We start from the raw sequence: 23,603 nt of genomic DNA, 5'->3' as shown, positions 1-23,603 counted from the left end.
GTGGCGCTAGATCTGATGGACCGGTGACGGGGCAGTGGTCGCGGGTGACTCTCTTCCGTGGCAGGAGTCTTAGTCCACTTAGTCGATGTACGGCTCCACGCCTTCTAGGCCACAGTCGATGCGGCGCCGAATGGCTGGCTGGATCTCGTAGTTACCGAGTTGAGAGGGATCTACCCAACGCACCTCGCGGGACTCCTTTGGATTGGGCCGTAGAGCGCCACTCAACATGCGAGCACGTAGGCAGACATTGATTGGCTGACGTACCTCATCGACCTTGTCGCCGTGCATATAGACGATCACGTGATCCGGTGTCGAGAAAATTCCCACCAGGCCCGTGACCTCAACCTCTATGCCCGTCTCTTCCAGGCATTCGCGAGCACCGGCTTCGGAAACAGTCTCCCCCTTCTTTACCGCACCGGTTGGAATGGTCCAGAGGTGGTTGTCGGTGCGGCGGAGTAGTAATAGGTAGCCGTTATCGTTGATGACGAACACGCTTGCTGATGCCTTGCGACTGGTCGGTTCAGGCGCGTCCGGGTCGCGCCAGTAGTCGATACGCCGTTTCTTCTTCACGCCGGGGCCCCTCGCTCTAGTGGGCGAGCAGATGCCCATACCCGCTCGAAGGACTCCACATACGTGTTGAACCATGCCCCATCGACCCGACGGAGATGCAGCGTGGGCGTGTACGCGGCGAGGATGCCGTACACATGGACATTAACCAGCATCTCATCGTCAAAACGATAGATGCTGTTGTAGAGCGGAGTGTCGTGAAGGCGGATATGTACGCTGAGGGGCATGCGCTCGGTGTAGTAGCTCAGTACCGCCGTTACGCGACCAGCGACTCCTCCGCCGATCTGATGTTCGGCATCACGCGATACCAACTGTTTTCCCTGTGGATCACCGAGGAGCAGCCGAACTCTGGCTCCGGCTTCCGCTTTGGCGATGAGCGTTGGAATCCAGTCAGGGTGTTCTTCGGTCAGGAACAATCCGGCGAACGCGAGCAAATCGATATTCCGGCTGGCCGTCCGGAGCGTTTCGTCCACTGATGACGTGGCACGTCGTTCCGGCGCGGGTAGCTAGCGACGAGCTCCGCCCCCACCAGGGACGCTTGATCGACGGCCTCAGGCCATAGATAAGACTCGTCTTCCTCAAGAAGCGCAGCAACCCGATAGCGAGTCTTCGGATAAGGAACGGAGGTTCCTTGGAGCCACCGGCCGACGCTTTTTACGCTGACCTGGGCCATGTCGGCGAGCTGTTGGATGTCCAGGCCAGCACGAAGCATAGTGCGGCGGAGGCGTTCATTGACCATGACCCTACTTTCTCATCACAGGACAAGCCAGGAAATCTAGTTGACCGGAAGATGTCCTCAGATGTCTAGGGGTGTCGGCGCGCTGTCCAAATGATCCAGTGAATCCTGCCTGCATGCTCCTCAGACATAGCAATGAGTCGTCTCATGAGGGACGGAAAAAACACGGCATTCCTCGCCAAAGTAGCGAACTAGTCACCAGCGTGGAGGGTCCGGCGCTGCATGTAGCAAACCGGTTGCGCGATGAGCTGGCGTTGCAGGGGATCACGGCGGACGTACATGACGGCTACGGCGTAGCGCTGGCGTCGGTCTGGATTGATCTGGTCGTTTGGGTCGAGTGCGGCCCTGACGGCGTGTGGCGCTATATCTGGTGGACCGGTCGGATTAATCCCAAGACGGGGCGGTGGGTCTACACCGGATGCCAGTTTGTTGGGGTTTCGTCCGTGGCGCGACTGGTCGGCGAACGGTATCGCGAATTGCTCGAACGTCACCCGTGGTCGCCTGTGATCGCTGAGGTCGTATCAGAGGTGAACTTCGGGGTCGGTCCATGAACGTGCCCGACGACGGGCGCAAAGGAGCCGCGAGGTCGCGACGCACGGTTGGTCGGCTGCCTAGTCGTGTGATCAGCTGGGAGCCTTTCGACACGTCCAGGTGTCAGCGGGTGCGCATCGGCGAAACCTCGTGCTGTGGCGCGTATGAGTGGGTGTGTCAGGGCGGGGAGTTCCTCGTGCTGCGACCGGCCGAACACGGCTACGAGGAGACAGGCAGAGGACGCTACTCACAGGCGCGTCTCGTCTGGATCACCCTGATTGACGAGCACGAGCAACAAGAGCACGGCTACCGGCGAGCGCGATTACCCCGCAGACGGGCATGGCGGCGGCAACTCACCTCTCCAGGTGCCGGAAGGTGACGCATTTGCCGTACGCCGTGTCTGAAGGACGGCGCGGCAGCGCGCGAACGCCCACAAGGTCTGCCCCCGTGACCAGAGGGTGCAAGGTCCGGCGCGCTGTCGCGCCTGCCGTGAAGGTCTGCCCTGGTAGGCAACGTGTCAGGCGCGAGCGAGTTCCGTGAGTACGGTGCGGAGCGAGCCGAACGTGTCGGCGGGGAGCAGCAGGTCGCAGTACGGCAGCGCCGCCGCCATCCCGGCCACGCGCGGTTCGAAGCCGGGTGCGGCGGCCCGGGGGTTCATCCAGATCACCCGGTGCGCTCGGCGGCGCAGCCGGGCCATCGCGGCGGCCAGTTGCTCCGGTGGGTCGGCGTCCCAGCCGTCCGAGCCGATGAGCACGATGGCGCCCCGCACCTTCGCGCCGTGGTGCGAGGACAGCAGCGCCCGTACGTTGGTCGCGATCCGCGTACCCCCAAACCTGTCGCTCACTCGCTCGGAGGCCAGCTCGATCGCGGCGGTCGTCGAGCGGTGCGCGAGTACCGGCGTCAGCCGGGTCAGCGTCGTCGCGAACGCGAACACCTCCGCGTCCGCCACCACCGCGAGCACCCGCATCAGATGGAGGTACGCCGACGCCTGGGCCTGCATCGACTGGCTGACGTCACAGAGCATGAGCACGCGCCGGGGCCGGTCGACGGGCCGCTGCCTGGCCAGCCGGAGCGGCTCCCAGCCGGTACGGCGAGCATGCGCCAGCGTGGCCCGTACCGCGATGGCGCGCCCTCTTGACGACACCGTCCGCCTGCGGCTGCGCCGTACCGGCCAGGCGGTCACGGTCTCCGCGAGCCACGCGCCGAGCAGCTCGCACTCCCGGTCGCCGAGCTGCTCGAACGGTACGTCGGTCAGCCCCTCGGCGTCACTCGGCAGCCGTTCCGGAACGGCCGGGCCGTCCGAGCTCTCGGCGGTCGCGACCACCGCCGGCAGCGTCATCCAGGGCAGCCCGCCGGGGTCGTCGCCCCCGTGGGAAGCGGTCGGCAGCGGGGCGAACGCCTCGTCGGTGGTGCCGTTCGCCGTGCTGAGGGGGCTGCGGCGGGCGTGCGGGTCGAGGGCGGGCCCTGTCGCGTGGAAGACGGCCGCGAACACCTCGTCGAAGGGCTCGATCTCCGACTGCCGCCGTACCAGGTTGACGCGCGCGGTCCAGTACAGCTCCGGCAGCGTACCCGGGGGCGCGATCGCGAGGGCGCGGGTGAAGTCCTCGATGCCGGTGAAGCCCACGGGCACACCGTGCCGCCGCAGCCGTACGGCCAGCGCCGCGGCGAAAGCCGCCCGGTCTACGCCCGCCAGCAGGGCTCCCGGCCGCCGCCCGCTATGAGACAACGGTCCAGATGACGACCACCGCCACGATGACCACGACCACCCCGACGACGAGCGGCACCAGGCGCTTGTAGATGGCCCCACCGGCGACGCCCAGCACGTCCAACGGTTCCGGTTCCGGCTCCGGTTCGCGAACACGTGCCTCAGTGACGGGCGTCTGAGTAGCGCGGGGCTCAGCGGCAGGCGCCTCGGTGGTGGGCACCTCATTCGTGTCGGTGACCGACGTGTCGGGGGCGGACGCGTCGGGGGCGGACGCGTCGGGGGCGGATGTGTCGGGGGCCGCCGGGTCGAGAGCCGCCGTGTCAGGGACCGGCTCCGTGAGCTTGGCTTCGAGGCAGGTGACGAACTGGCCGAGCAGCTTGTTGGAGACCTCCTTGATCATGCCGCTGCCGAGCTGCGCCACCTTCCCGGAGATCTTCAGATCCGTGTCCACCGACACGACCGTGCGCGGCCCGTCAGCACGCAACTGGGCGGTGATGGCCGCCGAGGCGTTGCCCGCCCCACGCGAGTCCCGCCCCTTGGCGTCGATGACGGCCCGGCGCTCCGCGTCGTCCTTCTCCAGGAACCTGACCGTCCCGGCGTACTCGGAGACGACCGGCCCCACCTTCACCCGTACCTTGCCCGAATAGACGTCACCCTCCACGCCCGTGAGGCGGGCTCCGGGCATGCACGGCGCGATGCCCTCCAGGTCGGTGAGGACCTCCCAGGCTCGTTCGATGGGCACGCTGACCGTGAACTCGTTGTCGATCTTCATTTAACCCTCCGGTCGAGCGCCTCGGTGATGGCGGCGCGGTCGTCCAGCGTCTTCGCGAGGGTGCTCAATGTCCGTACGACGTCGTCCCGGACCAGCCCAGACGCGCCCAAGGAGGACAGGGCCGAGACCCAGTCGATGGTCTCGGCCATGCCCGGCGCCTTGTCGAGGTCGAGGCGGCGCACCTGGCCGACGAAGTCCGTGACCGCGTGGATCAGCGCGTCGTTCGCGGCGGGGACCGTACGCCGGAGGATCTCCGCCACCCGTTCCGGGGCGGGGAAGTCGATCCAGTGGTACAGGCAGCGTCGGCGCAGCGCGTCGTGCAGGTCGCGGCTGCGGTTGGAGGTCAGGACGACGACCGGGCGGCGTTCGGCGGTGAAGGTGCCCAGCTCGGGGATGGTGATCGCCGCCTCCCCCAGGAACTCGAACAGCAGCGCCTCGAACTCGTCGTCCGCCCGGTCGATCTCGTCGATCAGGAGTACGGGCGGCTGCGGCCCGCGGTGCCTGATGGCCTGGAGGATCGGGCGCTCCTGGAGGAACGCCTCGGTGAACAGGTCGGCGTCGTTCAGCCGGTCGTGGCGGGATTCGGCCAGGCGGATGGCCAGCATCTGACGTTGGTAGTTCCACTCGTAGAGGGCCTCGCCCGCAGTCAGTCCCTCGTAGCACTGGAGCCTGATCAGCGGCGTGCCCAGGGCGCGGGCCAGGGCCTTGGCGGCGGTGGTCTTGCCGACTCCGGGCTCGCCCTCCAGCAGCAGAGGACGCCCGAGGGTCAGGGCGAAGTACAGCGCCGCCGCCGTGCCGTCGTCCACCAGGTAGTCGAGCTCGTCAAGGCGGCGGCGAATGCCGTCCGCGCCGGCGAACGCGGTAGGCGCATGAGACGCCACGTCCTTACCGCCCTCCCGCCCGCGCGAGATCCCCCGTACGGATGGCGGTCACGATCTCGGCGAGGATCGACAGCGCGATCTCCGGCGCCGTACGGGCACCGATCACGAGACCGGCCGGCGAGTGAACCCGCCGACGCTCCTCCTCGCTCAGCCCCATCTCTTCCAGCACCGACGTGCCCCGCCGCCGACTGGCCACCAGGCCGACATAGCCGACACCGGCCTCCAGCGCGGCCCGGATCGCCTCCGGCTCGCCGCGCCCGTGACTGCACACGACGGCCGCGGTGGCACCCGCCGGACCGGGCGAGGCGTCCGCGGCTCGTACGGTGAAGTCCAAGGGCCCGGCCAGGGCGGCGAGAGCCGTGGCGATCGGCGAGGTGCCGACGACCCAGAGCACCGGAGGCGGCAGCAGTGGCTGCAGGAAGATCTCCAGTGCGCCGCCGGACAGGCAGTGGTTCACCACGACCTGCGCGCCCGGCGAGTCGGGAAAGTCCGGCTCGCCCTCCGGCAGCACCCGCAGCAGCACCGTCCGCCCGTCCGACAGCGCCGAGAGCGCCGCCGTACGCACGGAGCTCTCGGCGCACTGCCCGCCGACGAACCCCTCGATGGACCCGTCGGACAGGATGATGGCGTCGTCGCCCGGACTGACCGCCGTGGGCAGCTGGGCCCGGACGACGACCGCGTGGACGAACGGGACGCGCTCGGCGACCAGTTCCTCCATGCGCTTGGTGTACGGCATCTACGGCTCCAAAAGGAGATCAGATCGGCGGCGTGGGCACGCCACGCATGGCGTCCCACACCCGCGAGGGGGTGAGCGGCATGTCGGCGTGCCGGATGCCGAACGGCTTGAGCGCGTCGACGACCGCGTTGACGATCGCCGGCGGGGAGCCGACGGTGGCCGATTCGCCGACGCCCTTGGCCCCGATCGGGTGGTGCGGTGAGGGGGTCACCGTGAAGCCGGTCTCCCAGTCGGGCACCTCCAGCGAGGTGGGGATGAGGTAGTCCATGAGCGAGGCGCCGAGACAGTTGCCGTCCTCGTCGAACGCGATCATCTCCATCAGCGCCATGCCGACCCCGTCGGTGAGGCCGCCGTGGACCTGACCCTCGATGATCATCGGGTTGATCCTGGTGCCGCAGTCGTCCACCGCGATGAAGCGCCGCACCTTGACCTGGGCGGTGCCGGGGTCGATGTCGACGACGCAGATGTAGGCGCCGTGCGGGTAGGTGAGATTCTCCGGGTTGTAGCAGATCTGCGCCTCCAGGCCGCCCTCGATGCCTTCGGGCAGGTCCCCGGCGCCGTGCGCCCGCATCGCGATCTCCTGGATCGTGACGGACTTGGCCGGGTCGCCCTTGACGCGGAACGCGCCCTTGTCCCAGTCGAGGTCCGCGACCGAGACTTCCAGCATGCCGGAGGCGATGATGCGGGCCTTGTCGCGTACCTTGCGGGCGACCAGGGCCGCCGCCGCGCCGGACACCGGGGTCGAGCGGCTGCCGTACGTGCCGAGGCCGAACGGCGTCTGGTCCGTGTCGCCGTGCACCACGTCGATGTCGGCGGGCGGGATGCCGATCTCCTCGGCCACGATCTGCGCGAACGTGGTCTCGTGGCCCTGCCCCTGGCTCTGCACCGACAGCCGGACGACCGCCTTGCCCGTCGGGTGTACGCGCAGCTCGCAGCCGTCGGCCATGCCGAGGCCGAGGATGTCCATGTTCTTGCGCGGGCCCGCGCCGACGGCCTCGGTGAAGAAGGAGACGCCGATGCCCATCAGCTCGCCGCGGGCGCGCCGCTCCATCTGCTCCTTGCGCAGCTCCTCGTACCCGGCGATCTCCATGGCCTTGCGCATGGTGGGCTCGTAGTCGCCCGAGTCGTACACCCAGCCGGTCTTGGTCGTGTACGGGAACTGGTCGGGCTGGATGAAGTTCTTCACGCGCAGCTCGACCGGGTCCATCCCCAGCTCGTACGCCAGGCAGTCGACGATCCGCTCGACCAGGTAGACCGCCTCGGTGATGCGGAACGAGCAGGCGTACGCGACCCCGCCCGGCGCCTTGTTGGTGAAGACGGCGGTCATCTTGCAGTAGGCGGCCCGCAGGTCGTAGCTGCCGGTGAACACGCCGAAGAAGCCCGCCGGATACTTCGTCGGCGCGGCGACGCCGTTGAACGCGCCGTGGTCGGCCAGCACGTTCGTGCGGATGGCCAGGATCCTGCCGTCCCGGGTGGCCGCGATCTCGCCGCGCATGATGTAGTCGCGGGCGAAGCCGGTGCTGATGAGGTTCTCGGCGCGGTCCTCCACCCACTTCACCGGCTTGCCGGTCACGATCGAGGCGACGATCGCGCAGACGTAGCCGGGATAGATCGGGACCTTGCCCCCGAAGCCGCCGCCGAGGTCGGGCGAGATGACCCGGATCTTGTGCTCGGGCAGCCCGGCGACCAGGGCGTACAGCGTACGATGCGCGTGCGGCGCCTGCGTCGTCGACCACAGGGTCAGCCTGCTCTCGACCCGATCGAAGTCGGCCACGCAGCCGCAGGTCTCCATCGGCGCGGGGTGTACGCGCGGGTAGACGATGTCCTGGCTCACCACGACGTCGGCCGTGTCGAACACCGCGGCCGTCTCCGCCGCGTCGCCCGTCTCCCAGTCGAAACAGTGGTTGTCCGTCTTGCCGTCGAGGTCGTCGCGGATCACGGGCGCAGCGGGGTCGAGGGCCTTGCGGGCGTCCATCACCGGGTCGAGCACGTCGTACTCGACGTCGATCAGCTCCAGGGCGTCGCGGGCGGAGTAGCGGTCCTCGGCCACCACGAACGCGACCTCCTGGCCCTGGAAGCGGACCTTGTCCGTGGCCAGGACGGCCTGCACGTCGTTGGAGAGTGTGGGCATCCAGGCCAGGCCCTGGGCGGCCAGGTCGGCGCCGGTGACGACGGCCTTGACCTTCGGGTGCGCCTGCGCCGCGCTGACGTCGATGCTCACGATCCGCGCGTGCGCGACGGGCGAGCGCAGGATCGCCAGGTGCAGCATCGCGGGCAGCTGCACGTCGTCGACGTAGCGGCCCCGGCCGCGGATGAAGCGCGGATCCTCCTTGCGGAGCATCCGGCCGTGGCCGAGCGGCTTCTGGTCGTTGTCGGTGAATCCGGCGGGCCGGTGTTCGGTGCTGGTCACGATGTCGCCTCCTTGGCGGCGGCCCAGCGCACCGAGCGGACGATGGTGGCGTAACCGGTGCAGCGGCAGATCTGACCGGAGATCGCCTCGCGGATCTCGCCCTCGGAGGGGTCGGGGTTGCGATCCAGCAGCGCCCTGGCGGTCATCATCATCCCCGGCGTGCAGAACCCGCACTGCAGGCCGTGGCACTCCATGAAGCCCTGCTGGACGGGGTCGAGCGTGCCGTTCTGTTCGAGGTCCTCGACCGTGCGCACCTCGTGGCCGCCGGCCATCGCCGCGAGCACGGTGCACGACTTGACCGGCTCGCCGTCGAGCCAGACCACGCAGGTGCCGCAGTTGCTGGTGTCACAGCCCCAGTGGGTGCCGGTCAGCCCGAGGTGGTCACGCAGGAAGTGGACCAGGAGCAGGCGCCCCTCGATCTCCCTGGTGACCTCCTCGCCGTTCACGATCATCGATACGCGCACGTCACACCCCTTCTCTGAGCCGGGCGACGGAGCGGCGCAGGGCCCTCCTGGTGAGCTCCTTGGCGAGGTGGCGCTTGTACAGGGCGCTGCCGCGCATGTCCGTGACCGGGTCGCAGTGCTGCGCGGCCAGCTCCCCGGCCTGCTCGTACAGCTCCTCGGACGGCTCCCTGCCGCGCAGGGCCGCGGAGACGGCGGGCATCCCGGTCGTGTTCGGGCCGACCGCGGCGAGCCCCACGCGGGCGTCGGAGATCACGTCGCCGTCCAGCCACACGGCCGCGCCCGCCGACACGATCGCCCAGTCACCCGCGCGCCGCTCGACCTTCTCGTACGCGCTGGACCCGTTGGGCCTGATCGGAACGCGGATCTCCACCAGCATCTCGGCGTCCTCGACCGCGGTCTCATAGGGACCCCGGTAGAACTCCTCCATGCTCACGACCCGTTCGCCCGCGCCGCCCCGGATCACACAGCTGGCGCCCAATGTGGTGCACACCGCCGACAGGTCCTCCGACGGGTCGGCCTGGCAGAGCGAGCCGCCCAGCGTGCCCCGGTTGCGGACGACCGGGTCGGCGATGACCCGCTCGGCGTCACCGAAGATCGGGAACGTCGCGGCCAGCTCGGCCGACTCCAGCAGCTCGCGATGCCGGGTCATCGCGCCGATGCGGACCTGGCCGGGCTCGGTCCTGATGTAACCGAGCTCGGCGTGCAGGTCGTTGATGTCGATCAGATATTCGGGAGTGGCGAGCCGTAACTTCATCATCGGGAGCAGGCTGTGCCCGCCCGCGATGAGCCGCGCCGAGCCACCGAGCCGCTCCAGCAGCCCGATGGCGTGATCGACGCTGGTGGCCCGCTCGTACTCCAACGGCGCTGGAACCTGCATCCGGACACCCCCTCGCTCGTCGTGGGCCCTCAGACGACTCCTGCGCAGCGAGGTTGTCAACGCTCACCTAAGGAAAGGCTTAACTGCCCGCGTGGGTGAGGGTCTCCCAGGCGACGAAGAGCTGGTTGGTGCCCGCGGGACGCTGCTGCTCGGTGAGCTGCTGGGTGTTCGTCATCGGGATGCCCTGGCGGTTGTGGAGCTGGTTGAAGCCGACCTCGGTGATCGGGCCGAGGCCCAGGTTCAGGCTGCCGCCGCACAACCAGGAGGGCACGGCCGCGCCGAGCTGGTACTTCGACTGGAAACCGAGCGCCTGCCTGAGCCGCTCGCCGACCTCCGGGTAGAGGTCCTGGCCCTGGATCCTGGTCGTCTCGGCGACGTGGGAGATGGCCGAGATCCCGTAGCCGGTGTGGGTGAAGTCGCGACAGGTCTCCTGGGTGAGGCCGGTGACGAAGGTCGTCTGCCCCTGCCAGTACTTGACGAGCTCGTCTCGAGTGTCGTTGCCGCTGCCGGGCGCGCCCTTGGGCAGCTCCCCGTCGGTGCTGAGGTAGACATAGGCGGGCACCCGGCCGCGGTACTTGGTGATCGCCTTGTCGTAGCTCGTCCGGTCCTCCAGGAAGACGGAGATGCCGACGGCCGCCTCCATCATGCTCAGCTCCCAGTTGCCGTTGCTGTTGGAGCCGTTGATGACCTTCGGCAGATAGACGGTGCGCAGCATGGTGGCGAAGCGGTCGACGTTCGGCCAGCTCGTGTAGGTGTAGCGGATGATCTCGGCCGCCCGTGGCCAGACCGAGCCGGCCCAGCCGGTCTGCAGGGGCGCGTTGCTGTTCGTGTGGTCCTTGATCACCGCGGACCAGGCGTCCATGATCTCGATGGCCTTCTTGGCGTACTTGGCGTCCCTGGTGACGTACCAGGCCAGAGACATCGTGTACGCGGCGAGCGCGTCCTGGCGCTCGTCGGTGCAGCCGTTGTTGGGGTTGGAGTAGGGGCCGCACTCGACGACGGCGCGGGGCTTGGCCGCACGGGTGAGTGAGGCCAGCGAGTGGCCCATCATCTGGTCGTAGGCCGACTTCCACGGCTGCGCGCCCGCGTTGACCTTGGTACGCATGAAGTCGAGTTGGTCCCGGCCGAGCAGCACTCCGGGGTGGGTGAAGGTCGCGGGGGCGGCGGCCGCGGGCAGCGGCAGGGCCAGAGAGGCGACCAGGGCGGCGGTGGCGATGATACGGGGGGTCATGACAGCTCATCCAACGAGCGTTACGGGGCCCGGTCAACCCGCTTAGGAAAGTTTCCTAACTTTTCTGGAGAGTAGAGTGCCCGGCATGATCGACGTTCCCCTTTGGCCGGAGACTCCCCCCGGCCCGGCCACCGGTGAATCCCCGAGCTTGACGCTTTACGCGGCGGACGGCCCGGCCACGGGCGCGGTGGTGGTGTGCCCCGGCGGCGGTTACTCCCGGCTGGCCGACCACGAGGGCGCGGACGTGGCCCGCTGGCTGGTCACGCTCGGCATCGACGCCTACGTGCTGGCGTACCGGGTGGCCGGTGGCGAGCCGGGGCGCGAGCCGCTGCATCCGGCTCCGCTGTACGACCTGCGTCAGGCGGTGCGCGTCGTCCGGGAGCGCGGGGCCGCGCGGGTCGCCGTCATGGGGTTCTCGGCGGGCGGCCACCTCGCCGCCACTTTCGCCACCGCCAAGGACGGGAACCGCGCGGATGCCCTGATACTCGGCTATCCGGTCATCGACCTCATCGGGTGGAGCGCGCACTCGGGTTCGCGCCGCCAGTTGCTCGGCCCTGACGCCACCGAGGAGCAGGCGACGGCCCTGTCCGCGCACCTCAACGTGACCGCCGAGACGCCGCCGACGTTCCTCTGGCACACGGCGGCGGACCGAGGGGTGCCGGCCGCCAACAGCCTGCTGTTCGCCGACGCGCTCGGCCGCGCCGGCACGCCGTACGAGCTGCATGTCTTTCCCGAGGGCAAGCATGGGCTCGGGCTCGCCCAGGGCGGCGGCCTGGCCGCGTCCGCCTGGCCCGGCCTCTGCGCCACCTGGCTCGCCGACCAGGGCTTCGGCCCGCGCACCTGAGCGATACGGTCGATCATCCCGGAGCTGCGGAAGGCCGCGACACGGGCGCGCCGGTGAATCTGATCAGCTCGTCCACGAAGAGGCGCGCCGAAGTGTACTTGACCGAACTAAAGTTGACTCAACCGTACTTCACAAGGGCAGGCGCGGCTCCCGGCGTCCGACCAAAGCGCGCGGCCCTTCTCCACAATGGCGTGAGCATTGCCGACCTGGTGGAGGCGATCGACGTCGACCCCTCAGAGCCTGCTGACAAGGATTTGTCGCCGAGGCCGGGACAGGGATGCCCTGGTCGAGCCCCATCTTCGAGCGATACGCCTGCGGACAGGAGCGGGCTCCTGACAGCTGAGGCGTCGTCTACGCAACTCGGCAACCACGAACCCGTGGGTTGTCCCTTCGTGCTGCCGCCTGGGCGGCGGCGGGCATGACACGCGCGTACCCGCAAAATCGGTTGCGCAGGTCATCATGATGGTGACATGACGTGGACAGCACCCGACGTAGAGCGGCGATCTCGGACGGACATGGCCTGTGGCGAACGCGAGATGCTGGATAACTGGTTGAAGCTCCGCCGGGTGTTCCTGCTGCGCAAATGCGCCGGCCTCACCGCCGAGCAACTGAAGACCGCCTCCGTGGAGCCGTCCAACCTGACGCTGCTCGGCCTCTTGCGACACATGACGGAAGTCGAGCGCTGGTGGTTCCGGGAGAAGTTCCTGCACGAGGACTTGCCCGATCTGCACATCACCGAGGAGTACGAAGACGGCGACTTCGACCTGGTGGCCGACGCCGATGCCGAGGCTGACTACGCCGCCTTCCTCGCGGAGACGGCTGCCTGCGACGCCGCGGTCGCGAGCATCGACCTCGACGAGCTGGCCGACGACCCCAAGGCGCCGACCGGCAAGGTCAGCCTCCGCTGGATCTACATCCACCTCTTGGAGGAGTACGCGCAGCACACCGGGCACGCCGACCTGATCCGGGAGCGCATCGATGGGGCCACGGGAGCGTAACGACCCTCCCGGCATCACCCGTATCTAGGTCCCGGCACCTCACCGACGTACCCACTGATCAGCAGAGTGGTGATGGATGTCCAGGGTGCGCAATTCATCTCCACTCGCCATCCGGCGGAGGCACCGTAACCCGATCTCCGCGCTTCGGGCTCACGCAGAAACCTGCACCGGCCCGAAGTCGCCGCTCGTGGGCTTGCGAGCCTCGGCGTAGCGCGCGGGGTCGGCCTTGATTCTGGCCGTGGCCCGCCAGCCCGCGATGACCTCTCGGATGGTGGCATCGACATCCAGCTCGGCCGCGTCGGAGAGCGCTTCGACCAGTTCCAGAGTGAAGGAACGTAGTTCGTCCGAGGACAGGTGGCGAACCCACGGGAAGACCTCCGGCATGGCTATGACCAGCGCACTCGCGGTGGGATCTTGCTTGATCAAGGCAAGGAACAGCCGGGACGCGGTAGCCAGCGTCCGTTCGCGTTCCTCCTCACGGTCCGCCGCGGTCAGATAGAAGTCTGGAGCATCCCAATGTGTGACACGCACGCGTCCCAGGCGTGCCGCGCGCTCGGCGACCGCTCGGGGATTTCTCGACAAGTCAGAAAATGTCACTGCGTCGACATGGCTGGTGCTCACGCCATGAGTGTGTATCAGAACACGTTCTGATGATGGCGATCCGACCGGTCCATACCCAGAACGCCAGTCAAGCGGCCGTCCACGTACCGAACAGACCGCCTTCTGCTATCCGAAGGGGCGATCCGTGTAGGCCACGATGTGGCCGGGGTCGGAGTAGATGCCGAGAATGCCGACCGGCTCGACGCGAACGCCGGTCTCCTCCTCGGTCTCCCGCACGGCGCACTGCGAGGGCGTCTCGCCGATCTCCATCTTGCCCATCAGCAACGCCCACTGGCCGGTGTCCCGTCGGCACTACATGAGGATGCGGCCCGCGTCGTCCACGGTGACCGTCCCGCAGGCCGACACCAGGCTGTTCCCCTTCGGGACGTTCGAGTCATTCCAGTACTCGACTCGTCCCATTTGGGGTGCCTTTCAGATCTCGGCGCCGGACCGCGGAACGGCTCCGGCCCAGACTCGCTCTCAGGTGACTCATTCTCCGTTGAGGACCTGCGTCATCCACTCCAGCGATCCCGTGCTGAGCACCTCGTCCGCAAGGCGCTTCGCGGACGCCGTCCGCAGCGCAGCGAGCGAGCTGTCGATCCACGGTTGGACGTTCTGATGCCCCTGCTCGCGGTACTCGACGGCCTGGATCAGGCATTCGAGCTTGTCGGCGTCGCGGGCGCAGACGGCTTCGAGGCTGCTCTTCTCCTCGTACTCACCGACCGCGCCACCCATCATCTCCGCGACCGGCCCCGGAACGCCGCGCACCTGGTCGGCGGTGACCTCCTCGTTCGGCGCCGCTTTCAGATAACGCTTGCCGATGTAGGGGATGTCGGTAACGCGAGTCTCCTGGGTGTCGTGGAACAGGCTCAGGAACGCCGCACGCTCGGGATTGCCACCTTCCAGGGCCGTGATCACACTCGCGATGACCGCCGTTCGGAAGGAGTGATCGGCGATGCTCTCGGGATCCCGTACTCCCGCGACCAGCCAGCCCGTGCGCTTGTAGCGCTTGAGCAGTCCGATCTCATACAGCAGGCCCGTCAGCCTCGACAGTTCCTCCGCCATGGAATCCCCTCTCACCCTCGGTGGATCATGCGCAGAGCGTAGATGACCGCCTCCAGTTCGCGCTGGGACTGCGGTGACGCGATGGCCTCGTCCAGCGTACGGAAGGCCACGTCTCTGAGGGCATCTGTACGATGTGCGTCCAACGTCGAGGGGCGCAGCATGACCAGTGCCCACAGCGTATGGGCCACCACGTCGAGGTAGGGGTTGGCGGAGTCCAGCTTGCCGATCAGATGCCGGAGAAGCTCGGTCCCGCGCCAGACGTCCGGCTTCAGCTCGATCATGAACGTGTCCGCCAACTGGGGCTCGCCGACCTCACCGAGCCAGTAAGCCCAGTAGTTGAGGTTCGCCATCTCGCAGACCTCGTCGGCCAGGTGAACCCGGATGAAGTGCTGCAACCCTTCGCGGTCGCCGAGCCTGGCCAGTGAGTGGGCACCGGACCGTACGACTGCCCATGACGGAGTCCACTCACCGGCCCGGTTCATCCGGCGCTCTTCAGCTCGTTGCATGGCTGTGAGCCACTCCGTGGTTTCCGCAGTGGCGTCGAAGCTGGCGACGTAGTGGGCCTGGCGGCGCAGCAGCATGCCGTCCACCCGATCCGTGTCGGCGCACTCGGCCGCTACCTTCAAGTGATCGAAGAAACGCGCGCTTTCGTCAGGCAGAAGAGAGGGCGCGGTCGCCACCGGCCCCCGGCGGCCGGTTCCCCGAGCGGCTCCCACCATGGCGGACGGTGCGGTCCCGGTGAAGGGCCAGGCCACGAGGTCAGTGAACGGGCGGGTGATCACCCATGACGCCAACGGATGATTCTCGATTCCGGCCTTTTCCGGCTCCGTGCCGAGCACGTAGCCAACGAACCGATCCGCCTCAAGGGCCATGTCCAGTTGGAAGAGCAGACGCGGCTGGATGCCGGACCGTAGAAGCCAGTGGCGCAACGACAGGTACGTCCCTGTGGAGATCGCCATGAGAGGGCGGCGTCCGGATTCCCACCCCTGAATCGTCGTGACATCCAGGCCAATGCGTTCGGCGAACCGTTCCTGGGTCAATCCGATGGACTCACGGATGACCTTGAGCATATACCCGGAGATCCGGCCCTCAGCGTTACCCCGACCGATGGTCAGGGTTCCCCTGCCATGGGGAGCCATGAGAGGAGCCACCGCCGTCCGTACTCGTACTTCCGGTCAGTTCTGCAGCATTCGCGCTGTTCATAGCGTTGCCACCAGCACGAACAAGCCGATCCAGCGTAACCCGCAAGGGCCTGGCGCGACCGACTTATTCAGGTGGATCAATGGAATCACCACCCAGAACGAAGACCATCAGGGGTTCTGACAACGGCCCCACTACTCGCCCGTCCTGGGTCGCCTCTGCGGAGCGCCTGAAGCTCTCGCTCGCTGGCCTCCAGATCGCCGCCGACGTTCACGAGGGACAGGGGATCGCGCTCGTGTCGGTCTGGCTGGACCTCGTCATCTGGACGAACGGGCGTTGGTATCGATGGTGGACGGGACGGATGTCACAGAAGACGGGCAGACGGCTGTACGCCGTCCATGGCACGGAGAACCCGGTCGCCACCGCTGGTCACATCGCTCTCCGGTATCGCGAGCTTCGCACCCCATTGCCAGTAGTACCGGCTGAGGTGCGCTGTGCTCCTGTCTGACGAGTGCCTGAACCTGCATGTGCCCAGGGCCCAGCATGGTCACACCCGGCTGGACTGGCGACGTCCGCACCAGGCTCTCGAACGGGTACGTCATGTGGCCTGGACCTGTTCTTGCCGGGCCACGGTGTACGAGCTGTGCGAGGGCGGCGGGCAGGCGTTCATCCGGCGGACCGTCCAACTCGACGGCACCCCGGAAGTCCGCGAGACCTCGCCGTGCTCGATCCATGAGGCTGGGATGATCTGGACAGCGTTGCTGTCCGGGCAGGCCCGATAAACCGGGCGTGGCGGCGTGGGACTGGAGGGACGGCACCGCCACGCCCGCCAGGGGTCACGGGGGGGTACCCCGCGGATTCCCGACACGTCGCCCGCGGCTGGAACCGACACCTGGGACGGATACCCCTGCCCGCCAAGCTGGCGAGCCCGCCCGGCTGTCTGGAGACCGGCCGGACGGTGAGCACCTTTTACGTGGAGCGGCACGGTATCGTTCCTGGTTGATCGTTTCTTCGCAAACCCGATCATGCCCAAACGGCTGTTCCCATGCCTACCCTCGTAGCCGAACCGCGATCAACCCCTGACCAGCGGCCTTGAGTCGTCAGTCAGATAGTGCGGATGCTGGGGCGCGAGGGGAGCCGCGGGTAACGTGGGGGCATGAGCGCCCAGTATCACGAGGCGTGGGAGGCAGCGCGTGAGCCCGGTGAATACCACCGCCTGCCCGAGCTCCTCAACCTTTGGTGGCTGAACTCGATCGCCTTCTCCGATCCCACCTACGATCAACGTGCCGAGGAGGCGGCTCGGGGTGCAGGCGAGGTCGTGGCGTTTGAGGAGGCAGGGGCCGATCTGCGTGATTTGGCGCTTGTACTTGCCCGGTCGGTCGCGGATACGGGAGAGCGCGTCTCGCTCGATGAGGTAATCGCCGCTTTCGGGCATTCTCGCGAGTCGCTGGCCGCCCTCCCGGACGACGAGTGATGTGACAGGTGTCCGACGTCGTCTTCACGTCGCCGGCGGTCGCTGATCTCCGGCGCATCGGCCCAGATGCGGTGCCCAACGGCTCTTGATCTCCGGGAGGCCGTCGATCTGTGGGCCGAGTACCGGTCAAAGCCAAGTTAGGTCACACATCTATTGCCTGAGGCGGAGCACTGCCTGCTGCTCCGGGCAGTGAGCGGGTGCGGGTCTAGTGATGGGCCGGGCTCTGGGGTGGCAAGGTGGCCGTCACGATCAGGCCGCCGCCTTCGCGGGGACGGGCCGAGACCTCGCCGCCGTGCGCGAGCGCGATCGAGCGCACGATGGACAGCCCCAGCCCCGCGCTCTTGGCCGTGACCACACGATCGGGCCCGAGCCGGCGAAAGGGCTGGAACAGCGTCGGGATCTCGTACGGCGGCACGGCGGGCCCGGTGTTGCTGACCTCCACCTCGACGCGCCCGTCATACGCGATGCGGCTGTCGGCACGCACCCAGCCGGTGCCGTCGTCGATGTTGTGGCGGATCCCGTTCTCGACCAGGTTGTGCACCAGCCGTTCGAGCAGCAGCGCGTCCCCGCTGGTCGGCGCGGGCCCGGCCGCCTCGTGCAGGGTGATCTTCGACTCCGTCGCCTCGGCGGTGGCCTGCGCGATCACGTGGCTCACCACGTCGGCCAGATCCACGGGTGACCGATCACCGATCTCGTGCTCGGCGCGGGCCAGGAGCAGCAGCCCGGAGATGAGCCGTTCGTGCCTGGCGTTGATCTCCAGCAGGCTCTCGCCGAGCTGCTTGACGTCGGCCGAGGCCGTACGGCGGTGCATGGCCAGCTCCACCAGCGCGCGGTTCAGCGTCAGCGGGGTGCGCAGCTCGTGCGAGGCGTTGGCGACGAACCTGCGCTGCCCGTCGAAGGAGTGGTCCAGCCGTTCGACCATGGTGTCGAAGGTGTCGGCCAGCTCCTTCACCTCGTCGGCCGGGCCGTTCAGCGCGATCCGCTCGTGCAGGCCGCGCTCGGCGACCGGGGCGGCCGCGATTCGCCGCGCGGTCTCGGTCACCTGGCGCAGTGGGGTGAGCACCCGCCCGGCGACCACCCACCCCACCGCCACCGCCGCGCAGCCGACCACGACCAGGGCGATCGCGCCCTGGGTGAGCAGCGAGGTGGTCGCGGCACCGCGCAGCAGGCTCTCCTGCTGCGCGGCCCAGTCCATGACCTTCTCGGGGTCCAGCGGGCCCAGGTTGGTGCCTCTGACGAGGATGGACGTCTTCTTCTGCGCGAGCTGCTGGTTGAACAGGAGGTACGTGACGCCGAGCAGCGTGAGCCCCGCGACGAAGAACAACGTGCCGTACACCAGGGTGAGCCGGGCGCGGAGCGTGGGAGTGGTCATGAAATCTGGTACCCCACTCCCGGCACGGTCTCCACGACCGGCGGCTCGCCGAGCTTGCGGCGCAGCTTGAGTATGGTCAGGCGGACCGCGCTGGTGAACGGGTCGGCGTGCTCGTCCCACGCCTTCTCCAGCAGGTGCTCGGCGGACACGACGGCCCCGTCGGCGAGCAGCAGCTCGGCCAGCACGGCGAACTCCTTCTTCGACAGCGGCACGTACCTGCCGTTCCTGAACACCTCCCGCCGCGCGGGATCGAGGGTGATCCCCGCGCGCCGCAGCACCGGTGGCGCGGCCGGGCGCGAGCGCCGCCCGAGCGCCAGGACGCGGGCCGCGAGCTCGGGGAACGCGAACGGCTTGGCCAGGTAGTCGTCGGCGCCGAGGGAGAGCCCGGTCACCCGGTCGCCGATCTCGGCGGCGGCGGTGAGCATCAGCACCCGCGCGGTCGACTCGGACTCGACCAGTTCCCGGCAGACGTCGTCACCGTGGACGAGCGGCAGGTCACGGTCCAGGACGACCACGTCGTAGTCGTTGACCGCGATGCGTTGCAACGCCGCCTCCCCGTCGTGCGCGGTGTCGACCGCGTGCGTCTCCTCGCGCAGCCACTCGGCTATCGCGTCGGCGAGCATGCGCTCGTCCTCGACCACCAGAACCCGCATCGCGCCCGTCCCTTTCGGTCATGTACTGGGGCGATAGTGCCGGTTGCGCTGTTTGTTCGGCGTTAGCACCCATGGAAACGCCGGGGAAACGGCGTGCGCTGTTGGCTCTCGTCTCGTACAGGCGATCAGAGAAAGAGGAGACCATGAGACGACGAGGCATCCTGGCCGCGATCCCGCTCGCGCTGACACTGGCCCTGGCGGGCTGCGGCGCGAACGACCCGGCGGGCTCCGACGTGGCATCGGTGAGCAGCGGCAAACCGGCCGCCGCCGCCAGTGCCACGGCCGCCCAGGACCCGCAGGCGATGGGGCTCAAGTTCGCTCAGTGCATGCGCGAGAACGGCGTCCCCATGGACGACCCCGAGCCCGGCAAGGGGGTCATGCTCAAGATGGACAAGAGCATCTCCCCGGAGACGGCGCAGAAGGCGCAGGAGGCCTGCAAGCAGTACGCGCCGAACGGCGGTGGACCGGGCGGGAAGGTGGACCCCAAGAGGGCCGAGCAGATGCGCAAGTTCTCCCAGTGCATGCGGGACAACGGCGTCGAGTCCTTCCCCGACCCCGAGGGCGCCGGGCTGCGCGTCACCGGGGAAGTGGGCAACGACCCCGACTTCAAGGCCGCGCAGGAGAAGTGCTCGAAGGAGTTCCTGCCCGAGATGGGCCAGGGCGGCTCCTGATGTCCACCGCCACCCTCGACGACAAGGCGGCGGCGGGCGGGGATCGCCCGCGCCGCCGGCGCGGTCGCGGCAGGCGGGTCGCGGGCCTGCTCCTCGCGCTCGCCGTCATCGGTACGGCCGGCGCGGCCGTGAACGGCATGGGCCTCCTGGGCGGCGACCGGGCGGCGGGCAAGACGACCAGTGCCCTGCCGCCCGCCACCACCACGGTGACCAGGCAGACGCTGCTCGACACGCGGGAGGCCGACGGCGACCTCGGCTACGGACCGACCACCACGGCGGTGAGCAGGAAGCCGGGCACGGTCACCTGGCTGCCGGACAGCGGTGACACGGTCGGCAGGGGCAAGTCCCTGTACCGGCTCGACGCCAAGCCGGTGGTGCTGATGTACGGCACCACACCCGCCTACCGCGACCTGCGGATCGGCACCGAGGGCAAGGACGTCGAGCAGCTCGAACGCAACCTCAAGGCCCTCGGCTACGACGGCTTCACCGTGGACGACGAGTACACCGACTCCACGGCCGACGCGGTCAGAGAGTGGCAGGAGGACCGCAACCTGGACGAGACCGGCGTCGTCGAGCTCGGCCGGGTCGTCTTCGCGGCCGCCAAGGTACGCGTGGACAGCCTGGAGGCCGAGGCCGGCCAGCCCACCGCGCCGGGCCAGAAGGTGCTCTCCTACACCGGCACCGACAAGGTGATCACCGTCAAACTGGAGACGGAGGATCAGCGGGTGGCGAAGAAGGGCGCCAAGGCATCGGTCACGCTGCCCGACGGCAAGACCGTGTCCGGCAAGGTCACCGAGGTCGCCACCGTCATCGAACCGGGCGACGGGCAGGGCGCTGATCCCGAGACGCGGGTGGAGGCGCTCGTCTCCCTCGGCAAGCAGAAGGCGGCCAAGGGGCTCGACCAGGCCGCGGTGGACGTGACGTTCACGGCGTCGAAGCGCAAGAACGTGCTGACCGTGCCGATCGCCGCGCTCGTGGCGCTCCAGGAAGGCGGGTACGGCGTGGAGGTCGTCGAAGGCGGCAAGTCACGATATGTCGGCGTGAAGACGGGTCTGTTCTCCGGCGGCCGGGTCGAGATCACCGGCGACGGCCTCACCGAGGGCATGAGCGTCGGGATGCCCCGATGACCTCTTCGTCGCTGGCCTCTCCGTCGCTGATCTCTTTTCCGATGATCTCTCTCACCGACGTCACCCGCTCCTATCCCGGCGGCGTCACCGCGCTGGACAAGGTGTCCTTGGAGATCGAGCGCGGCGAGCTCGTCGCGATCGTCGGCCCGTCGGGCTCGGGCAAGTCGACGATGCTCAACGTCGTCGGCACCCTCGACCGCCCATCCTCGGGAACCGTCCGCATCGACGGCTACGACGTGGCGAAACTGTCGGACGGCCGGCTCTCCGCGCTGCGGGCCACCCGCATCGGCTTCGTCTTCCAGCACTTCCACCTCGCCGCCAAGGTCCCGGCGATCGACAACGTGGCCGACGGCCTCGTCTACACCGGCATCGGGCGCGCCGAGCGGCGGCGGCGCGCCGCGACCGCGCTGGAACGGGTCGGGCTCGGTCACCGCCTCGACCACGAGCCGCACGAGCTGTCCGGCGGCGAGCGGCAGCGCGTGGCCATCGCCAGGGCCGTGGCGGGTGACCCCCCGCTCCTCCTGGCCGACGAGCCGACCGGTGCCCTGGACTCCGTCTCGGGCACCGGGGTGATGGACCTGCTGCACGACCTGAACGCGGCCGGCACCACCATCGTGATCATCACGCACGACCGGGAGATCGCCGCGAGCCTGCCCCGGCAGGTACGGATGCGCGACGGCCAGATCGTCGCCGACTCCGCGGCCGAAGAGAGAGTGGCCTGATGGCGGCCGTCGTCGAGCACGCGGGACTGCCGAAGCTCACCCCGGCCAGGATGCGGGCGGGCGATGTGCTGCGGGTCGGCGCCGTCGGCCTGCGGACCCGCCCGCTGCGGGCCTTCCTGTCCGCGCTCGGCATCGCCATCGGCATCGCGGCCATGATCGGCGTGGTCGGCATCTCGTCCTCGTCGGGAGCCGAGCTCGACCGTACGCTCTCGGCCCTCGGCACCAACCTGCTCACCGTCTCCTCCGGGCAGACGCTGATGGGCGAGCCGGCCAAGATGCCGGTCGAGGCAGAAGCGATGATCGAGCGGATCGGGCCGGTCCAGGCCGTCTCGGCGGCCGGGAAGGTCAGCGCGGCCAAGGTCTACCGGTCGGAGGAGGTGCCCAAGGCGCAGACCAACGGCATCAACACCTACGCCGCCCGGCTCGACCTGCCGGCCACGGTGGGCGCGACCCTGCGCAGCGGCACCTGGCTCAACGCGGCCACCCAGCGCTACCCGGCCGCGGTGCTCGGGTCGAGCGCGGCCCAGCGGCTCGGGGTGGGCGCGGCGGGGCCGGACACCCAGGTGGTCGTGGGCGGCAAGCGGTTCACCGTCGTCGGCGTACTCGACCCGGTGCCGCTCGCCGACGAGCTGGACACCGCGGTGCTGGTCGGCTGGCCCGTCGCGGAGGCGGAGCTGGACTTCGACGGGTACCCGACGACCCTCTACACCCGCACGGAAGAGTCGAAGCTGGAGAACGTACGCTCGGTGCTGGCGGGCACGGCCAATCCGGAGGCGCCCAACGAGGTCGACGTCTCGCGGCCCTCCGACGCGCTGGCCGCCAAGCAGGCGACCAGCCAGGCGTTCACCGGGCTGCTGCTGGGCGTCGGCGCGGTCGCGCTGCTGGTCGGCGGGGTCGGGGTGGCCAACACCATGGTCATCTCGGTGCTCGAACGGCGCTCCGAGATCGGCCTGCGCCGCTCGCTGGGTGCGACGCGCGGGCAGATCCGTACGCAGTTCCTCGCCGAGTCACTGCTGCTCTCGGCGCTCGGCGGGGCGGGCGGGGTGCTCCTCGGCACCGGCGTCACCATGGGGTACGCGCTGTACCAGGGATGGCCCGCGGTGATCCCCGCGTGGGCGACGGCCGGCGGGCTCGCGGCCACCTTGGCCATCGGCGCCGTCGCCGGACTGTACCCGGCGATCCGCGCCTCCCGCCTCTCCCCGACCGAGGCACTCGCCACACCCTGACCCACCCACCTTGACCCGCGCCACCTGACCCGCCCGGCGCCGCCATCCCGACGGCGGCCCGCCCGGCGCGTTCAACCCGGCGCGGGTCAGCGCTGTGTGGGTCAGCGCTGTGTGGGCAGTCCGGCGGCGAGCGCGGCGAGCATGCGTTTCATCGTCGGCCGGAACGGCAGGCAACGGGCGGCGATGTCGGGGTCCTGGGCGTAGAGCTCCCGCAGGGCGGGCGGCGGGTTCGACATCGGGAAGAGCGTGCCCGCCAGCGCGGCGGCCGCCCCGGCCAGCTCGATCCCCTCACCAGTGGTCAGGCCGGGGTAGGCCAGGGCGACGCGCGCTCCCAGGTCGTCGATCGCGCCATGCACGGCGCGCTTGAAGGCACGGGCCGCCGGGACCGAGATGTTGTGCTCCAGCGTGATCGAGACATGGCCCAGCAGGTCGCAGAAGAGCGTCCGGTCGGCCAGCGTGTCGACCAGCGCGGCGATCACGTCGTCCGGACCGGCGGCCGTGGCGAGCCGGGCGGCGACCTCGTCCGACCAGCCGTGCCACTCCTCGACGGTGAGTTCGAGGTAGATCTCCTCCCGGGTCCCGAAATATCGCACCACGTTGGACTTCGCCAGGCCGACCGCCGACGCGACCCCGCCCAAGCTGACGTTGCGGACCCCTGATTCGGTGGCAAGCCGACGAGCGGCGGCGAGGATCTCCTCGCGCCGCTGCTGCTTGTGCTCCGGACGTCTGGCCCGGAGAAACGCCGACCGCGTCATGGTTGAGCCAAGCATACGAGCAAGATAAGGAAACACCGTCCTCTTG

Annotated in this window: 26 protein-coding genes; 10 read left to right on the top strand and 16 right to left on the bottom strand. The window is 68.8% G+C overall.

Annotated elements, in window-relative coordinates; genetic code table 11:
• Positions 1 to 78 precede the first annotated feature (78 nt).
• Positions 79 to 570, bottom strand: a complete 492-nt coding sequence (locus tag ACQP2T_RS02700; RefSeq protein ID WP_433514609.1) for an NUDIX domain-containing protein — start codon at positions 568 to 570, stop codon at positions 79 to 81.
• A gap of 134 nt (positions 571 to 704) precedes the next feature.
• On the opposite strand from ACQP2T_RS02700, the gene ACQP2T_RS02695 reads away from it, so the two are divergent.
• Together ACQP2T_RS02695 and ACQP2T_RS02690 are read left to right on the top strand one after the other, a co-directional pair.
• Positions 705 to 1,043, top strand: coding sequence for a hypothetical protein (locus ACQP2T_RS02695; protein ID WP_433514608.1), 339 nt, complete (start codon positions 705 to 707; stop codon positions 1,041 to 1,043).
• A 376-nt stretch (positions 1,044 to 1,419) separates the two neighbouring features.
• Positions 1,420 to 1,854, top strand: a complete 435-nt coding sequence (locus ACQP2T_RS02690) for a hypothetical protein (protein ID WP_433514607.1) — start codon at positions 1,420 to 1,422, stop codon at positions 1,852 to 1,854.
• Positions 1,855 to 2,351: 497 nt separating this feature from the next.
• On the opposite strand, the gene ACQP2T_RS02685 is transcribed toward ACQP2T_RS02690, so the two are convergent.
• The 8 genes from ACQP2T_RS02685 to ACQP2T_RS02650 form a co-directional block, all read right to left on the bottom strand.
• Entirely contained in the window at positions 2,352 to 3,560 is a 1,209-nt protein-coding gene (locus ACQP2T_RS02685; protein ID WP_433514606.1) for a vWA domain-containing protein, read from the bottom strand.
• Positions 3,550 to 4,311 (bottom strand): SRPBCC family protein, encoded by a 762-nt coding sequence (locus tag ACQP2T_RS02680; protein ID WP_433514605.1) that lies wholly within the window; start codon positions 4,309 to 4,311, stop codon positions 3,550 to 3,552. The genes ACQP2T_RS02685 and ACQP2T_RS02680 overlap by 11 nt, the downstream gene beginning before the upstream one ends.
• Entirely contained in the window at positions 4,308 to 5,192 is an 885-nt protein-coding gene (locus ACQP2T_RS02675) for an AAA family ATPase (RefSeq protein ID WP_433514604.1), read from the bottom strand. Before ACQP2T_RS02675 ends, ACQP2T_RS02680 begins: the two co-directional genes overlap by 4 nt.
• Positions 5,193 to 5,196: 4 nt before the next feature.
• Positions 5,197 to 5,928 carry an XdhC family protein gene (locus ACQP2T_RS02670; protein ID WP_433514603.1) on the bottom strand — a complete coding sequence of 244 codons (732 nt, stop codon included), beginning with the start codon at positions 5,926 to 5,928 and terminating at the stop codon, positions 5,197 to 5,199.
• Between the two features lie 19 nt (positions 5,929 to 5,947).
• A complete protein-coding gene (locus ACQP2T_RS02665) occupies positions 5,948 to 8,338 on the bottom strand; it encodes an aerobic carbon-monoxide dehydrogenase large subunit (RefSeq protein ID WP_433514602.1) in 2,391 nt (796 codons plus the stop codon).
• Positions 8,335 to 8,802: a (2Fe-2S)-binding protein gene (locus tag ACQP2T_RS02660; protein WP_433514601.1), complete on the bottom strand. Its 468-nt coding sequence runs from the start codon at positions 8,800 to 8,802 to the stop codon at positions 8,335 to 8,337. Before ACQP2T_RS02660 ends, ACQP2T_RS02665 begins: the two co-directional genes overlap by 4 nt.
• Before the next feature lies 1 nt (position 8,803).
• Complete coding sequence (locus ACQP2T_RS02655) at positions 8,804 to 9,679, bottom strand: FAD binding domain-containing protein (protein ID WP_433514600.1); 876 nt, start codon at positions 9,677 to 9,679, stop codon at positions 8,804 to 8,806.
• Between the two features lie 79 nt (positions 9,680 to 9,758).
• Complete coding sequence (locus tag ACQP2T_RS02650; protein WP_433514599.1) at positions 9,759 to 10,910, bottom strand: alginate lyase family protein; 1,152 nt, start codon at positions 10,908 to 10,910, stop codon at positions 9,759 to 9,761.
• A gap of 85 nt (positions 10,911 to 10,995) precedes the next feature.
• Between ACQP2T_RS02650 and ACQP2T_RS02645 the strand changes: the two genes are divergently transcribed.
• Entirely contained in the window at positions 10,996 to 11,754 is a 759-nt protein-coding gene (locus tag ACQP2T_RS02645) for an alpha/beta hydrolase (protein WP_433514598.1), read from the top strand.
• A 470-nt stretch (positions 11,755 to 12,224) separates the two neighbouring features.
• A complete protein-coding gene (locus ACQP2T_RS02640) occupies positions 12,225 to 12,752 on the top strand; it encodes a DinB family protein (protein ID WP_433514597.1) in 528 nt (175 codons plus the stop codon).
• Positions 12,753 to 12,902: 150 nt separating this feature from the next.
• On the opposite strand, the gene ACQP2T_RS02635 is transcribed toward ACQP2T_RS02640, so the two are convergent.
• The 4 genes from ACQP2T_RS02635 to ACQP2T_RS02620 all read right to left on the bottom strand — a co-directional run bounded on the left by ACQP2T_RS02635 (position 12,903) and on the right by ACQP2T_RS02620 (position 15,487).
• On the bottom strand, positions 12,903 to 13,373 hold the full coding sequence (locus ACQP2T_RS02635; RefSeq protein ID WP_433514596.1) for a hypothetical protein: 471 nt from the start codon (positions 13,371 to 13,373) through the stop codon (positions 12,903 to 12,905).
• Between the two features lie 105 nt (positions 13,374 to 13,478).
• On the bottom strand, positions 13,479 to 13,631 hold the full coding sequence (locus ACQP2T_RS02630) for an NUDIX hydrolase (protein WP_433514595.1): 153 nt from the start codon (positions 13,629 to 13,631) through the stop codon (positions 13,479 to 13,481).
• A gap of 210 nt (positions 13,632 to 13,841) precedes the next feature.
• Entirely contained in the window at positions 13,842 to 14,417 is a 576-nt protein-coding gene (locus ACQP2T_RS02625; RefSeq protein ID WP_433514594.1) for an HD domain-containing protein, read from the bottom strand.
• Between the two features lie 11 nt (positions 14,418 to 14,428).
• Complete coding sequence (locus ACQP2T_RS02620) at positions 14,429 to 15,487, bottom strand: helix-turn-helix domain-containing protein (RefSeq protein WP_433514593.1); 1,059 nt, start codon at positions 15,485 to 15,487, stop codon at positions 14,429 to 14,431.
• A gap of 564 nt (positions 15,488 to 16,051) precedes the next feature.
• On the opposite strand from ACQP2T_RS02620, the gene ACQP2T_RS02615 reads away from it, so the two are divergent.
• Positions 16,052 to 16,339: a hypothetical protein gene (locus tag ACQP2T_RS02615; RefSeq protein ID WP_433514592.1), complete on the top strand. Its 288-nt coding sequence runs from the start codon at positions 16,052 to 16,054 to the stop codon at positions 16,337 to 16,339.
• A 374-nt stretch (positions 16,340 to 16,713) separates the two neighbouring features.
• Positions 16,714 to 17,031 carry a hypothetical protein gene (locus ACQP2T_RS02610; RefSeq protein WP_433514591.1) on the top strand — a complete coding sequence of 106 codons (318 nt, stop codon included), beginning with the start codon at positions 16,714 to 16,716 and terminating at the stop codon, positions 17,029 to 17,031.
• Positions 17,032 to 17,236: 205 nt separating this feature from the next.
• Here the strand turns inward: ACQP2T_RS02610 and ACQP2T_RS02605 are convergent, their stop codons facing one another.
• On the bottom strand, positions 17,237 to 18,403 hold the full coding sequence (locus tag ACQP2T_RS02605) for a sensor histidine kinase (protein ID WP_433514590.1): 1,167 nt from the start codon (positions 18,401 to 18,403) through the stop codon (positions 17,237 to 17,239).
• A complete protein-coding gene (locus ACQP2T_RS02600; RefSeq protein WP_433514589.1) occupies positions 18,400 to 19,056 on the bottom strand; it encodes a response regulator transcription factor in 657 nt (218 codons plus the stop codon). The genes ACQP2T_RS02605 and ACQP2T_RS02600 overlap by 4 nt, the downstream gene beginning before the upstream one ends.
• Positions 19,057 to 19,199: 143 nt before the next feature.
• Here ACQP2T_RS02600 and ACQP2T_RS02595 point away from each other — a divergent pair, with 143 nt between their 5' ends.
• From ACQP2T_RS02595 to ACQP2T_RS02580, 4 genes are read left to right on the top strand one after another with little or no spacing between them, the layout of a single operon-like run.
• The gene (locus tag ACQP2T_RS02595) at positions 19,200 to 19,727 is read left to right on the top strand and encodes a hypothetical protein (protein ID WP_433514588.1); all 528 of its coding nucleotides are present in this window, start codon (positions 19,200 to 19,202) and stop codon (positions 19,725 to 19,727) included.
• Positions 19,727 to 20,854, top strand: coding sequence for a peptidoglycan-binding protein (locus ACQP2T_RS02590; RefSeq protein ID WP_433514587.1), 1,128 nt, complete (start codon positions 19,727 to 19,729; stop codon positions 20,852 to 20,854). Before ACQP2T_RS02595 ends, ACQP2T_RS02590 begins: the two co-directional genes overlap by 1 nt.
• Positions 20,851 to 21,576, top strand: a complete 726-nt coding sequence (locus ACQP2T_RS02585) for an ABC transporter ATP-binding protein (RefSeq protein ID WP_433514586.1) — start codon at positions 20,851 to 20,853, stop codon at positions 21,574 to 21,576. The genes ACQP2T_RS02590 and ACQP2T_RS02585 overlap by 4 nt, the downstream gene beginning before the upstream one ends.
• The gene (locus ACQP2T_RS02580; RefSeq protein WP_433514585.1) at positions 21,576 to 22,802 is read left to right on the top strand and encodes an ABC transporter permease; all 1,227 of its coding nucleotides are present in this window, start codon (positions 21,576 to 21,578) and stop codon (positions 22,800 to 22,802) included. The genes ACQP2T_RS02585 and ACQP2T_RS02580 overlap by 1 nt, the downstream gene beginning before the upstream one ends.
• Before the next feature lie 101 nt (positions 22,803 to 22,903).
• Here the strand turns inward: ACQP2T_RS02580 and ACQP2T_RS02575 are convergent, their stop codons facing one another.
• Positions 22,904 to 23,572, bottom strand: a complete 669-nt coding sequence (locus ACQP2T_RS02575) for a TetR/AcrR family transcriptional regulator (RefSeq protein ID WP_433514584.1) — start codon at positions 23,570 to 23,572, stop codon at positions 22,904 to 22,906.
• Between the last annotated feature and the right edge of the window lie 31 nt (positions 23,573 to 23,603).

This window comes from Nonomuraea sp. CA-143628 (assembly GCF_050942315.1).
Classification (GTDB): domain Bacteria; phylum Actinomycetota; class Actinomycetes; order Streptosporangiales; family Streptosporangiaceae; genus Nonomuraea.
Note: the sequence above shows the minus strand (reverse complement) of the source record. Positions and strands in the feature narration are given on the sequence as shown.